This window comes from Brevundimonas vesicularis, assembly GCF_027886425.1.
Taxonomy (GTDB): Bacteria; Pseudomonadota; Alphaproteobacteria; order Caulobacterales; family Caulobacteraceae; genus Brevundimonas; species Brevundimonas vesicularis_C.
Window position 1 is genome coordinate 2,318,866 of the sequence record NZ_CP115671.1, and the last position, 12,723, is coordinate 2,331,588.

10 protein-coding genes are annotated in these 12,723 nt (G+C 65.6%); 7 read left to right on the plus strand and 3 right to left on the minus strand.

Annotation, left to right across the window (positions count from 1 at the left end; all coding sequences use genetic code 11):
- The first annotated feature begins 6 nt into the window (after positions 1–6).
- Positions 7–297, plus strand: a complete 291-nt coding sequence (locus PFY01_RS11970) for a putative quinol monooxygenase (RefSeq protein ID WP_039247635.1) — start codon at positions 7–9, stop codon at positions 295–297.
- Here the strand turns inward: PFY01_RS11970 and PFY01_RS11975 are convergent.
- Entirely contained in the window at positions 294–2,255 is a 1,962-nt protein-coding gene (locus PFY01_RS11975; protein WP_271041433.1) for an acetyl/propionyl/methylcrotonyl-CoA carboxylase subunit alpha, read from the minus strand. The genes PFY01_RS11970 and PFY01_RS11975 overlap by 4 nt on opposite strands.
- An 87-nt stretch (positions 2,256–2,342) precedes the next feature.
- Between PFY01_RS11975 and PFY01_RS11980 the strand changes: the two genes are divergently transcribed.
- The gene (locus tag PFY01_RS11980) at positions 2,343–2,954 is read left to right on the plus strand and encodes a TIGR02466 family protein (RefSeq protein ID WP_271041434.1); all 612 of its coding nucleotides are present in this window, start codon (positions 2,343–2,345) and stop codon (positions 2,952–2,954) included.
- A gap of 35 nt (positions 2,955–2,989) precedes the next feature.
- On the opposite strand, the gene PFY01_RS11985 is transcribed toward PFY01_RS11980, so the two are convergent.
- Entirely contained in the window at positions 2,990–3,889 is a 900-nt protein-coding gene (locus PFY01_RS11985) for an enoyl-CoA hydratase-related protein (RefSeq protein WP_271041435.1), read from the minus strand.
- A 148-nt stretch (positions 3,890–4,037) separates the two neighbouring features.
- A complete protein-coding gene (locus PFY01_RS11990; protein WP_271041436.1) occupies positions 4,038–5,630 on the minus strand; it encodes a carboxyl transferase domain-containing protein in 1,593 nt (530 codons plus the stop codon).
- 219 nt (positions 5,631–5,849) lie between these two features.
- Between PFY01_RS11990 and rpsF the strand changes: the two genes are divergently transcribed.
- The 5 genes from rpsF (at position 5,850) to PFY01_RS12015 (ending at position 12,663) form a co-directional block, all read left to right on the plus strand.
- A complete protein-coding gene (gene rpsF, locus PFY01_RS11995; RefSeq protein ID WP_026108635.1) occupies positions 5,850–6,236 on the plus strand; it encodes a 30S ribosomal protein S6 in 387 nt (128 codons plus the stop codon).
- A 12-nt stretch (positions 6,237–6,248) separates the two neighbouring features.
- Positions 6,249–6,527: a 30S ribosomal protein S18 gene (gene rpsR, locus PFY01_RS12000; RefSeq protein WP_008259463.1), complete on the plus strand. Its 279-nt coding sequence runs from the start codon at positions 6,249–6,251 to the stop codon at positions 6,525–6,527.
- 1 nt (position 6,528) lies between these two features.
- Positions 6,529–7,113, plus strand: a complete 585-nt coding sequence (gene rplI, locus PFY01_RS12005) for a 50S ribosomal protein L9 (RefSeq protein WP_055754943.1) — start codon at positions 6,529–6,531, stop codon at positions 7,111–7,113.
- 330 nt (positions 7,114–7,443) lie between these two features.
- Positions 7,444–9,900, plus strand: a complete 2,457-nt coding sequence (locus PFY01_RS12010; protein WP_271041437.1) for a TonB-dependent receptor plug domain-containing protein — start codon at positions 7,444–7,446, stop codon at positions 9,898–9,900.
- A 339-nt stretch (positions 9,901–10,239) separates the two neighbouring features.
- Positions 10,240–12,663: a TonB-dependent receptor plug domain-containing protein gene (locus PFY01_RS12015; protein WP_271041438.1), complete on the plus strand. Its 2,424-nt coding sequence runs from the start codon at positions 10,240–10,242 to the stop codon at positions 12,661–12,663.
- The last annotated feature ends 60 nt before the right edge of the window (positions 12,664–12,723 follow it).

The window sequence follows — 12,723 nt, forward strand, 5'->3', positions numbered from 1 at the left end:
ACCAGTATGTACGGATTGATTACCCGCCTGACGGCCCATCCCGGCCGCCGCGACGAACTGGGCCTCTGCCTGCTGGATCCCAATGTGAAGCGACCGGGCTGCCACAGCTACGTCGTGGCGCACGATGTGAATGACGCCGACGCCCTGCTCGTCACAGAGGTCTGGATGAGCAAGGCCTCGCACGATGCCTGGTTCAACACGATCCGCGAATCCAGAGTGATGCGTCCGGCGCTCGGCTTGATCGCGCTATGGGGCGACACGGTCGTGACGCGCCCGATCGGCGGCGTGGGGCTTTAGTCCGCCTTCACCACCGCCAGCACGGCCGCCTCGACGACCTGGTCGCCAAGAGACGCGACGCTTTCCACCACGCCGTCGAACGGCGCGGTCAGGGCGTGTTCCATCTTCATGGCTTCCAGCACCACGACCGGCTGGCCCTTCGTCACCGCATCGCCGGCCTTGACCGGCGTAGCCACGATCTTGCCCGGCATGGGCGCGCGCAGCGAACCATCCGACACCGCGCCCGCGCCTGAACCCACGGCGGCGCGATAGGGCGTGACGCGACGCGCCTCGCCATCGACGAACAGGACGAACCCGTCATCGACGGCCTGATAGCCGAACAGGCGATCCCCCGCCTGAACCTGGTCGAACCCGACGTGGGCCACTTCTCCTTGAGAACCGCGCCAGCCCGTTTCGACCGGCGTCACCGCAGCGGACACGCCCTGACCGTCGACATGGGCCCAGACGGTTGTCTGCGCCGGCGCATTCAGGCGCACGCCATAGGACAGACCCGGCTGGCCGCCCCAGGGACTGAACCGGTCCGAACGCGCCTCGACCGCATCCGCCGCCGCTTCCGCAATCAGGGTCAGGGCCGCCAGCGTCGCTTCGTCGGACGGCTGCGGCTGCAACGCCGCCTCCTCCGCCGCGATGAAGCCCGTGTCCACGTCGCCCGCGACGAAGCGCGGATGCTCCAGGCAGCGTTTCAGGAAGCCGGCGTTGGCCTTGACCGGCCAGACCTCGACCTCGCCCGCCGCCTCGGCCAGACGCGCCGCCGCCGCCTCACGCGTGTCCTCATGCACGATCAGCTTGGCGATCATGGGATCATAGAACTGGCTGACCTCGCCGCCCTGCTCCACGCCGGTATCGACGCGTATGCCTTCAGGCATGACGAAATGCTCCAGCTTGCCGATGGAAGGCAGGAATCCGTTGGCCGGATCCTCGGCATACAGCCGCGCCTCCATGGCCCAGCCGTTCAGCTGGATCTCGGCCTGCTTCAGGGGGACCGGCTCGCCCGCGGCAACGCGGAACTGCCACTCGACCAGATCGACGCCTGTCACGCTCTCGCTCACGGGATGCTCGACCTGCAGTCGGGTGTTCATCTCCATGAACCAGACGCCGTCCGCCTTCAGCCCGTCCGAGGCGTCGGCGATGAACTCGATGGTCCCGGCCCCGACGTAGTTGACCGCCCGGGCCGCCTTGATCGCGGCCCCGGTCACGGCGGCGCGCACGGCCTCGCTCATGCCCGGCGCGGGCGCCTCTTCGATCACCTTCTGGTGGCGGCGTTGCAGCGAACAGTCGCGCTCGTACAGGTGGACAACCTCGCCGTGCTTGTCGCCGAACACCTGCACCTCGATGTGGCGTGGGCGGGTGATGTAGCGTTCGATCAGTACCCGGTCGTCGCCGAAGGCCGCCGCCCCTTCCCGCTTGGCGCTGGCCAGACCGGCGGCGAAATCGGCTGGATCATCGACCCGTTTCATCCCCTTGCCGCCGCCGCCCGCGACCGCCTTGATCAGCACCGGATAGCCGATCCGCGCCGCCTCGGCCGTCAGGGTTTCCTCCGACTGATCGGCGCCCTGATAGCCCGGCGTCACCGGCACCCCGGCCTGGATCATCAGCTCCTTGGCCGCGTCCTTCAGACCCATGGCGCGAATTGAGGATGGGTCCGGCCCGATCCAGATCAGGCCTGCCGCCGCGACGGCCTCGGCGAAGTCGGCGTTCTCGCTCAGGAAGCCATATCCGGGGTGGATCGCCTCCGCGCCGGTCGCCTTGGCCGCCGCCAGCACCTTGGCGCCGTCCAGATAAGATTCGCGCGCCGCCGCCGGACCGATCAGCACCGCCTCGTCGGCCTCGCGCACATGCAGGGCGTTGGCGTCCGCCTCGGAATAGACGGCGATGGTGCGAATCCCCATCCGCTTGGCGGTGCGGAAGACACGGCAGGCGATTTCGCCGCGATTGGCGACAAGGACGGACTTGAACATGAAGCGGTCTTAGCCGGATCGTGCGCATCAAGCGAGAGGTAGAGCACGACCCTTCTCACGCGACGCGGCAGGCGTTAAGCCCCTCCCATGTCCCTGCGCCCCCTCTTCGTCACCCAGGTCTATGAAGCCTCCCTCGCCGAAGGGCGTGGCTGGCCCGACTTCAACGAACAGCTGATCGACGTCATCCGCATGATGGCCGAGGAGGACGAGGCCGGCCGCCGGTGGTGCAAGGCCAACGCCTATCGCGGCTACACCTCCTACGGATCGCTGAACGACCTGCCCCAACGCTTCCCGGAGTTCGCCGAGCTGAAGCGCCATCTGGATCGCCATGCCGTCGCCTACGCCAAGGCGCTGAACTTCGACCTGGCCCGCAAACCCCGCCTCGACAATCTGTGGGTCAACATCTTGAAGCCCGGCGGCGGCCATACAGGTCACATCCACCCGCACGCTTTCCTGTCAGGCACCGTCTATATCGACGTGCCTGACGGCGCGTCGTCGCTGAAGCTGGAAGACCCCCGCCTGCCCTTCATGATGGCCCGCCCGTCGGTGACCGATGACGCGACCGAGGCCGAGCGGCCGTTCGTCTATCTGCAGCCTCAGGCAGGCACGGTGCTGATGTGGGAAAGCTGGCTGCGGCACGAGGTGCCGACCAACCTGGCCAAGGCCGACCGGATTTCGATCAGCTTCAACTACGCCTGAAGTCGGCCGCCGTTTCCGGCGGCCGATCAGCGCATTCAAACCGTCCAGCTGGCCTTGCGCTTGTCCAGGAAGGCGGCGACGCCCTCGCGACCTTCATCCGACACGCGGGCGCGGGCGATGCGTTTGGCGGTTTCGTCCATCAGACCGTTGTCGATCTTGTGGTGGGCGATGTCGTTGACCAGACGCTTGGCCTCGCCCATCGCGCCCGGCGCATTGTTGGTCAGGCTGTCGCTCAGCATCGAGATGAACTCGTCCACCGATCCTTCGGGCAGCACGAGGTCGATCAGGCCGGCATGGGCGGCGTAGTCGGCGTCGAAGGCGTTGGCGGTCAGGAACAACTGGCGGGCGCGGCGCGCGCCGACGGCCTCGATCACATAGGGGGCGATGGTCGCCGGGATCAGACCCAGCTTGACCTCGGAGAAGGCGAAGCGCGCCCCCTCGACCGCCACGGCCATGTCGCAGGCGGCGACGATGCCCGCTCCGCCGCCCATGGCGTTGCCCTCGACCACCGCCACCGTCAGGGCGGGAATGTCGTGCAGGGCCTTCAGCATTTTCGCCAGGCCCATGGCATCGTCGCGGTTGTCGCTCTCGGACCAGCCGGCGGCGTCGCGCATCCAGTTCAGATCGGCCCCGGCGCTGAAGGTGCCGCCCGCCCCCCGAATGAAGACGGCCCGCACCCGGTCCGCGCCGTGCAGCGTCTCGAACGCCTCATGTAAGGCTGCGATAGTCGCGGCGTCGAAGGCGTTCTTCTTGGCCGGACGGTTGATGGTGACGAAGACGACGCCGTCGGTGGTCGAATCGATCTGCACCAGATCATCGTCGGCGTCCGGCGCTGCATCGGGCACCAGCGGCTGGGCGATGCTGTTGATCTCGGCCGCCTCGGCGTCGGTGACGTCCAGGGCGTTCAGGTCGGCTTCGGTCGGTTCGTCGGTCATGGGGAACTCCTTCGAGGGATCAACGCGCGACGGCGAGAACGGCGCCGCTTCGGTGAAAAGTGCGAGTGAGCAAGAGTTGAGCGGCAGTCTGGCATGGATGAGCGACAAGCTCACCCCTTGCTCACTGACACACCTCGCTCACCCCAAATCACATCCGGAACAGGCCGAACGTCGTCTCCGGGATCGGGGCGTTCAGGCTGGCGCTGATGGCCAGGCCGAGCACATCGCGCGTCTGGGCCGGGTCGATGACGCCGTCGTCCCACAGGCGGGCGGTGGCGTAATAGGGATTGCCCTCGTCCTCGTACTTCTGGCGGATCGGCGCCTTGAAGGCCTCGGCGTCGTCCGCGCTCCAGGTCTCGGCGTCGCGGTGCACGGTGGCCAGGACGCTGGCGGCCTGTTCGCCACCCATGACCCCGATACGGCTGTTGGGCCAAGTGAACAGGAAGCGCGGCGAATAGGCCCGGCCGCACATGCCGTAGTTCCCCGCGCCGAAACTGCCGCCGATCAGGACGGTGAGCTTGGGCACTTCGGCCGAGGCCACGGCCGTCACCAGCTTGGCGCCGTCCTTGGCGATGCCGCCCGCCTCATATTTGCCGCCGACCATGAAGCCACTGATGTTCTGCAGGAACAGGAGCGGAATCTTGCGCTTGCAGGCCAGTTCAATGAAGTGGGCGCCCTTCTGGGCGCTTTCAGAAAAGATGACGCCGTTGTTGGCCAGGATGGCGACCGGATAGCCCCAGATGCGCGCAAACCCGCACACAAGGGTCGAGCCGTACAGGCTCTTGAACTCGTCGAACTCCGACCCGTCCACCAGCCGGGCGATGACCTCGCGCACATCATAGGGCGCGCGCACGTCGTCGGGGATCAGACCGTACAGCTCCTCCGCGTCAAAGGCCGGCGCGCGCGGTTCGCGCACATCCATATCGACGGCCTTGGTCGTGTTTAGATTGGCGACGATGGAGCGCACGATTTCCAGCGCGTGCTCATCGTTCTCGGCGACATGATCGACCACGCCCGAGCGACGGCCGTGGGTTTCGGCCCCGCCCAGCTCCTCCGCCGAAATGACCTCGCCGGTTGCGGCCTTCACCAGCGGCGGGCCGGCCAGGAAGATGGCGCCCTGGTTCCTGACGATGATCGTCTCGTCCGACATGGCCGGCACATAGGCCCCGCCGGCGGTGGACAGGCCCATGACGCAGGCGATCTGGGCGATGCCCTTGGCGCTCATCCGGGCCTGGTTGAAAAAGATGCGGCCGAAATGGTCGCGGTCGGGAAACACCTCGGCCTGGTGCGGCAGATTGGCCCCGCCGCTATCGACCAGATAGACGCACGGCAGGCGGTTCTGCTCGGCGATCTCCTGAGCGCGCAGGTGCTTCTTCACCGTCATGGGGAAGTAGGCGCCGCCCTTCACCGTGGGATCATTGCAGACGATCATGACCTCGCGGCCCGAGACCCGACCGATGCCGGCGATGACGCCCGCCGCCGGGGCCTCGCCGTCATACATGTCGTGCGCAGCCAGTTGCCCGATCTCCAGGAAGGGCGAGCCGGGATCTAGCAGGCGCTCGACGCGGTCGCGCGGCAACAGCTTGCCGCGAGCGACGTGACGCTCGCGAGATTTGTCGGACCCGCCGCGCGCGGCCTTGGCCACATGGTCGCGTAACTCGGCGACCAGGGCGCTGTTGTGCGCGTGCAGAGACTTGTATTTTTGGCTTTGCGGATCGACCGCGGACGTCAGCTTCGGCATGGGGCTGGTTTAGGCGGGGTCGAGGGGCGCCACAAGCGTCTGCCGCCATCCTTGCTTCCTCGCCCCTTTTCGCCTATAGGCCCCGCCTTTCCAGGGCTTCGGTCCTGTCGCGGAGCACCAAAGGGTTGGACGTTCGGTCCGGCCGCCGCGCCAGGAGCCATCGTGGAGACCGACTTACCCGGTCGTTTCCGCGCCGACGCCCACAAGGGAGACTACCGCATGGCTCTTTACGAGCACACGGTCATGACGCGCCAGGATATCTCGGCGCAACAGGCCGAAGCGCTGAATGACACCATCAAGGATCTGATCGTCGCCGGTGGCGGCTCGGTCGCCAAGATCGAATACTGGGGTCTGCGCAACCTGACCTACCGCGTGAAGAAGAACCGCAAGGCTCACTATTCGCTGCTGGCCGTCGACGCCCCTCCGGCCGCTATGGCCGAAGTCGAGCGTCAGCTGTCGATCAACGAAGACGTGCTGCGCTGGCTGACAGTCCGCGTCGAGGAACTCGACCTGGAACTGTCGCCGCTGCTGGCCCGCCGCGAGCGTGAACGCGAGCGTGAGCGCGAGCGCACCCCGCGCGACGACGCCGCCGCCGACGCCGAATAAGGAACCCGGAACATGACCGATACCACTGCCCCGACCCCGGGCGCACCGGCGGGCTCCGGCGCCGCCGGCCGCCGCCCCTTCTATCGTCGCCGCAAGGTCTGCCCGTTCTCGGGCGCCAATGCGCCGAAGATCGATTACAAGGACGTCAAGCTGCTGCAGCGTTACGTCTCCGAACGCGGCAAGATCGTGCCTTCGCGCATCACCGCCGTCTCCCAGAAGAAGCAGCGTGAACTGGCCAAGGCCATCAAGCGCGCTCGCTATCTGGCCCTCCTGCCTTACGTGGTGAAGTGAGATGAAGGTCGTTCTGCTTGAACGCGTCGAGAATCTCGGCGCCATCGGCGACGTCGTGTCCGTCAAGGACGGCTTCGCCCGTAACTTCCTTCTGCCGCGCGATAAGGCCCGCCGGGCCACCGCCGCCAACCTGAAAGCGTTCGAACTCGACCGCGCCGCCATCGAGCAGCGCAACGAGAAGAACAAGGCTGATGCACAGAAGGTCGCCGACAAGATCGACGGCCAGACCTACGTCATGATCCGTCAGGCCGGTGAAACCGGTCACCTGTACGGTTCGGTCGCCGGTCGCGATGTCGCCGAGGCCATCCAGGCCGAAGGCGGCAAGGTCGAGCGCTCGCAGGTCGTCCTGAACACGGCGATCAAGAGCCTGGGCGTCCACGAAGTGCCGGTTCGCCTGCACGCCGAGGTCCGCGCCACGGTCAAGATCAACATCGCCCGCTCGATGGACGAGGCCGAGCGCCAAGCCAAGGGCGAGGATGTGATCCGCAGCCAGTTCGACGATGAGCGCCAGGCCGCCGAACAATCGGCCCAGGAACTGATCGAAGGCGGCGCCGGTCAACAAGAAGGCTTCGGCGACGAAGCCTGATCCGACCGGATCGCGAAACACATCAAGGGCGCGTCTCGCAAGGGACGCGCCCTTTTTGCTGCGCGCGAACGGCATCCACCGCACGGCCGATCGTCACCTTGACCTATGACAAGATTACAACAAACCCAGATCATTGATCTCTCAAATGGATGTCTAGACATTAAGCTTGCTTGACGTCGTCACATTGCGGTCACAGCCTGCAATTGAGGCCTGCGTTTCGATTATACGCGCAAGATTATTGCGCTTTTCGAGACGCCGACCGAGGGCGACGGCATGACGGCCTGCCGAGCGCCGACACAGAGGGCTGTCGTGCATCGTCGGGGACTATCAATGAAAATCGGATACGGTCGTCAGGCCCTATTGGCCTTTGCCTCCACCAGCGCGCTCTTCATCGCCTCATCGGCGTTCGCCCAGACAACCCCTCCGCCAAGTGAAGCCACCGATGTCGATGAGATCGTCGTCACCGGCACGCGCACCGTTGGGCGCAGCCGGCTCGACAGCGTCGCGCCCGTCGATGTCATCACCGGCGAAACTCTGGCGAAACAGGGCACTGGCACAGAGCTGGCCGCCGCCCTCGCCGCCACCGCCCCGTCCATCAACTTCCCTCGTCCCGCCATTTCCGACGGCTCCGATCACGTTCGTCCGGCAACCCTGCGCGGTCTTGCTCCTGACCAGACCCTTGTCCTGATCAACGGTCAGCGCGGCCATGTCGGCGCCCTGGTGAACGTAAACGGCGCGCTTGGCCGTGGCTCGACCGCCTTCGACCTGAATACGATTCCGTCGATCAGCCTTGGCTCGGTCGAAGTCCTGCGTGACGGCGCTTCGGCGCAATATGGCGCCGACGCCATCGCCGGCGTCATCAATCTGCGTCTGCGCCAGGCGTCGAGCGGCGGCGGCATCACCGCCAACTACGGCATCTACGACACCGACTTCACGACCGCGCGCGGCGAGCACAGCCGCCGCGACGGCGAACAGACCTCGCTCGCCGGCTGGGTCGGCCTGCCCCTGTTTGGCGACGGCTTCCTGACCCTTTCGGGCGAAGTCCAGAAACGCCAGCCCACCAATCGCTCCGACTACGCGGCGACCACTGCGGTCAACGGAGGCAGTGCGACCACCGTCATTGGTCGCTTCGGCGATCCCTATACAGAAGCCTACACCGGCTATTTCAACGCCGGAAAACCGCTTGGCGGCGAATGGGAAGCCTATGCCTTCGGCGGCTATCAGAAGCGCAAGTCCGAGGCTGCGGCGACCGCCCGCGCCTTCAACAACTCAAACAACGTCACCGCCATCTATCCCAATGGCTTCCTGCCAATCATCGCCGCCGACATCGACGACTACAATATATACGGCGGCCTGAAAGGCCCCGCCGCCGGCTTCGACTGGGACATCTCAATCGGGTACGGCCGAAACGAGTTGGACTATCGCGTCCTGAACTCCCTGAACGCCTCCTATGGCGCCGCCTCCCAGACCCAGTTCGACGCCGGCGGCCTCAGCTACGGTCAACTGACCATCGGCGTGGATGCGGTGAAACAGATCGAAGCGAACCTGTATGAACCGCTCAACGTCGCCTTGGGAGTCGAATACCGACGCGAGGACTTCAACGTCACCGCAGGCGAGCCGACATCCTACAACAAGGGCCCCGTCACGGCCGGCGGCGCCGGATCGCAGGGCTTCCCTGGCTTTGCGCCATCTAATGCGGTCGATGTCGATCGCAACAACATCAGCGCTTACATCGACCTGGAGGGCAAATTCTCCGAACAGTTCAGTGTCGGTCTGGCCGGGCGCTACGAGGACTATTCCGATTTCGGCGATCAGTTCACGGGCAAGATTTCGGGACGCTACGACTTCACCGAGGCCTTCGCCCTGCGTGGCGCCATTTCGACGGGCTTCAAATCGCCAGCCCTTCAGCAACAGTACTTCAGCTACATCGCCACCAACCTTGTCGCCACAGCGGGCGGCGTGGTGCTGCAGCAGAACGGCTCGTACCGGGTCGACGATCCTATCGCGATCGCCCTGGGCTCAAAGCCGCTGGAGCCCGAGACCTCGACCAACTACTCGCTCGGCGCGGTCTTCCGACATGAAGGCTTCGAACTGACGGTGGACACCTACCGCATCGATGTCGCTGACCGGATCATCTATTCCGAGACGCTCGGCGTGTCGCGGCCCAGCCAGACGGCGCAATCCACGGCTGCCATTCAGGCTCTGCTCGCTCCGTTCGGCGTGACCGGCGCGCGGTTCTTCCTGAACGGTGTGGACACCTCGACCAGCGGCGTCGATGTCGTGGCGCGCTATCGGACGCAGCAGGATTTCGGGCGGTTCGATTTCACACTGGCGGGCAACTTCAACTCCACCGAAGTGACCAAGACGCCAGCGGTTCCCAGCAACCTCGCCATTGCCCCGTCAGACGCCTTCCTCTTCGACCGCTCTTCCAAACTGTCGTTTGAGCAAGGCACGCCGGAACAGAAGATCGTCGCCAGCGTGGACTGGTCGCTGGGTGACTTCGGTGCGACCTTGAAGGGCACCAGCTACGACAGCGTTCTGGTCGCCAACAACAACGCCACCCTGGACTACGAAACGGGCGACGCGCTGCTCGTGGATCTGGAGGGCCGCTACACTCTGCCGTTCGGCGTGTCGCTCGCTGTCGGCGTGAACAACCTGACCGACGAATATCCAACCGCCACGCCGATCAACATCAACGGCGCGACGGGTTCGGTGGGTTACCCGAGCTATTCGCCTTATGGCTTCAACGGCCGCTTCTTCTACGGCCGGCTGAGCTACAGCTTCTAAGCCAACTGATATACCACTCGAATGGGGCGTCCTTCGGAGCGCCCCATTTTGCGTGGCGATAGATTTCCTACTGACTGCTGCAACAAAACATGGCCGCCTGCGTCGATTGACCCGCCGCACCTTCGCCCTGATATGGCCATGACCGCCGGGACCTCCCCGACCTTGCGGTTGGAGAGGCCATGAAGATCACCCCCCGTTTTACGGCGACGCCGCCCGCCATCGCGCGATGTTGCGGCTGAGACCGCAAGACACCTGAACTTCGGATCGACCTCAAAGCCCGTCGCGGTCAGCGGCGGCGATGCGCGCTCGCGCCAAAAACAGACTTTAGGAAATCTCTCAATGCGCTCTCTTTCTCAACGGGCCGCCGCACCGGCCCTGCTCGCAACCGTTTCGACCTTCGCCCTGCTGAGCGCCGCCCCGGCCTTTGCTCAAAACGCCGAACCCGTCGCCGATGAGGCGGCGCAGGTGGACGATATCGTCGTGACCGGCACGCGGGTCCAGAACCGCTCGCGCCTCGACACCCTGGCGCCCGTCGATGTCGTGACGTCCGAGGCGTTGCAAACGCGCGGCACGACCGAATTCGCCACCGCCCTGGCCCAGGCCGTGCCCTCGCTGACCTTCCAGCGGCCGTCGGCCAACGATGGCTCGGACTCGATCCGCCCGATCACCTTGCGCGGCCTGTCGCCGGACCAGACGCTGGTGCTAGTCAACGGCACGCGTCGCCATGCCTCGGCCCTGGTCAACGTCAACGGCGTGGTGGGGCGCGGGTCGGCCGCCGTCGATCTGAACACCATTCCGACCGGCGCTCTGGACCGGGTTGAAGTGCTGCGTGACGGCGCCTCGGCCCAGTACGGCTCGGACGCCATCGCCGGGGTGGTGAACCTGCGCCTGAAGGAGGCCTCCAGCGGCGGCGGCGCCAGCGTGACCTACGGCCAGTATTTCACCACGGTGAAGACCGCGCGCGGTGAACGCGACGAGACCGACGGCGGCACCGTCACGGCCTCGGCCTGGCAAGGGTTCTCACTGGGCGACGACGGCTTTCTGACCCTGTCGGCGGAGTATCTGAATCGCGAGTCGACCAATCGCTCGGACTATGATCCCCGCGCGGCGGCGAACGGAGCGATCACCGCCCGGTTCGGCGACCCGGACGTTGAGCAATGGACCGTGTTCGCCAATGCCGGCAAGGGGCTGGGCAACGGCTGGGAGGCCTACGGCTGGGCCGGCTATCAGGACCGCGACAGCGAAGGCGCCGCCTTCCCTCGCCTGTCCGACAACGTCAACAATGTCGCCTCGATCTACCCGAACGGCTTCCTGCCGAAGGTCGCCATCAATTCGAAAGACGCCTCGCTGGCCGGCGGCCTGCGCGGCGAACTGGCGGGCTGGAACACAGACATCAGCCTGACCTATGGCCGCAATGCTCTGGACTTCCGCACCGAGGATTCGCTGAACTCCACCTACGGCGCGACTTCGCCGACCAGCTTCGATTCCGGCCGCCTGATCTATGACCAACTAGTGCTGGGCGCCGACTTCAGCCGTGAGTTCGAGGTCGGTCTGTCCGGCGGCCCGCTGAATTTCGCCTGGGGCCTGGAGCAGCGCTGGGAAAACTACAAGATCGAGGCCGGTCAGCCCGAGAGCTACAACCGCGGCCCCCTGGGCGCCAACACCGCCCTGACCGGCGGCGCCCAGGGCTTCGTCGGCTTCCAGCCCTCGAACGCCGTCGATGTCGATCGCGACAACTTCGCCGCCTACGCCGACGTCGAAATTCCCCTGACCGACAAGCTGCGCGTCGAAGGCGCCGTGCGGTTCGAGGACTATTCCGACTTCGGCGACACCCAGACGGGCAAGCTGTCGGCCCGCTATGATTTCACCCCCAGCTTCGCCCTGCGCGGTTCGGTCTCGACCGCCTTCCGCGCGCCGTCGTTGCAGCAGTCGTATTTCACCTCCACCGCCTCGGTGATCCAGAACGGCGCCGTGGTCGAAACCGGCACCTTCCCGGCCACCAGCGCGGTCGCGACCGCCCTTGGCGCGCGTCCGCTGAAGGCCGAGACCTCGACCAACTATTCGGTCGGCGCGGTGGTTCGTCTGGGCCGGTTCGACCTGACGGTCGACGCCTACAAGATCGACATCGACGATCAGATCGTTCTGTCCGAATTGATCAACCGGACGTTCTCGGGCCAGGTCGCCAGCCTGCTGGATCCGCAAGGCGTCCAGGCCGCGCGCTTCTTCCTGAATGGGGTCTCGACCTCGACCGAAGGCGTGGACATCGTCGGGCGTTATCGTCTGCCGACCGACACGCTCGGCGATTTCGACTTCACCGTCGCGGCCAACTTCAACGATGTGTCGGTCAACCGCGTGCCGACGTCCTCCTCGGTGCTGAACCCGGTGCCGACGCTGTTCGCCCGCCAACGCATCCTGACCATCGAAGACGGCACGCCCGACACCAAGGTTTCGGCGTCGGCGGACTGGAGCCGGGACAAGTGGGGCGCCACGGTTCGCGCCACCTACTATGGCGACGTGCTGCAACCCGGATCGACTGCGGCGAACGACTACAGCACCGGGGCCAAGACGGTCGTGGATCTGGAAGGCCGGTTCCAGCTTACGGAACGTGTCGGCGTGGCGATCGGCGTGGACAATGTGTTTGACGAATATCCGGACTTCGTGCCGGCGTCGCTGAACTCCAACGGCGTTCTGGGTTTCCCCTACTATTCGCCCTTCGGTTTCAACGGTCGCTACGGCTATGCGCGCCTCAGCCTGAAATGGTGAGGTCGGGCTGATCGCCAACGAGGCAGGGGCGCTCTTCGGAGCGCCCTTTTGCTTGTTTGC

Coding starts and splice junctions, on each gene's coding strand:
- PFY01_RS11970 (WP_039247635.1), top strand. CDS start 7: ATGTACGGATTGATTACCCGCCTGACGGCCCATCCCGGCCGCCGCGAC.
- PFY01_RS11975 (WP_271041433.1), bottom strand. CDS start 2,255: ATGTTCAAGTCCGTCCTTGTCGCCAATCGCGGCGAAATCGCCTGCCGT.
- PFY01_RS11980 (WP_271041434.1), top strand. CDS start 2,343: ATGTCCCTGCGCCCCCTCTTCGTCACCCAGGTCTATGAAGCCTCCCTC.
- PFY01_RS11985 (WP_271041435.1), bottom strand. CDS start 3,889: ATGACCGACGAACCGACCGAAGCCGACCTGAACGCCCTGGACGTCACC.
- PFY01_RS11990 (WP_271041436.1), bottom strand. CDS start 5,630: ATGCCGAAGCTGACGTCCGCGGTCGATCCGCAAAGCCAAAAATACAAG.
- rpsF (WP_026108635.1), top strand. CDS start 5,850: ATGGCTCTTTACGAGCACACGGTCATGACGCGCCAGGATATCTCGGCG.
- rpsR (WP_008259463.1), top strand. CDS start 6,249: ATGACCGATACCACTGCCCCGACCCCGGGCGCACCGGCGGGCTCCGGC.
- rplI (WP_055754943.1), top strand. CDS start 6,529: ATGAAGGTCGTTCTGCTTGAACGCGTCGAGAATCTCGGCGCCATCGGC.
- PFY01_RS12010 (WP_271041437.1), top strand. CDS start 7,444: ATGAAAATCGGATACGGTCGTCAGGCCCTATTGGCCTTTGCCTCCACC.
- PFY01_RS12015 (WP_271041438.1), top strand. CDS start 10,240: ATGCGCTCTCTTTCTCAACGGGCCGCCGCACCGGCCCTGCTCGCAACC.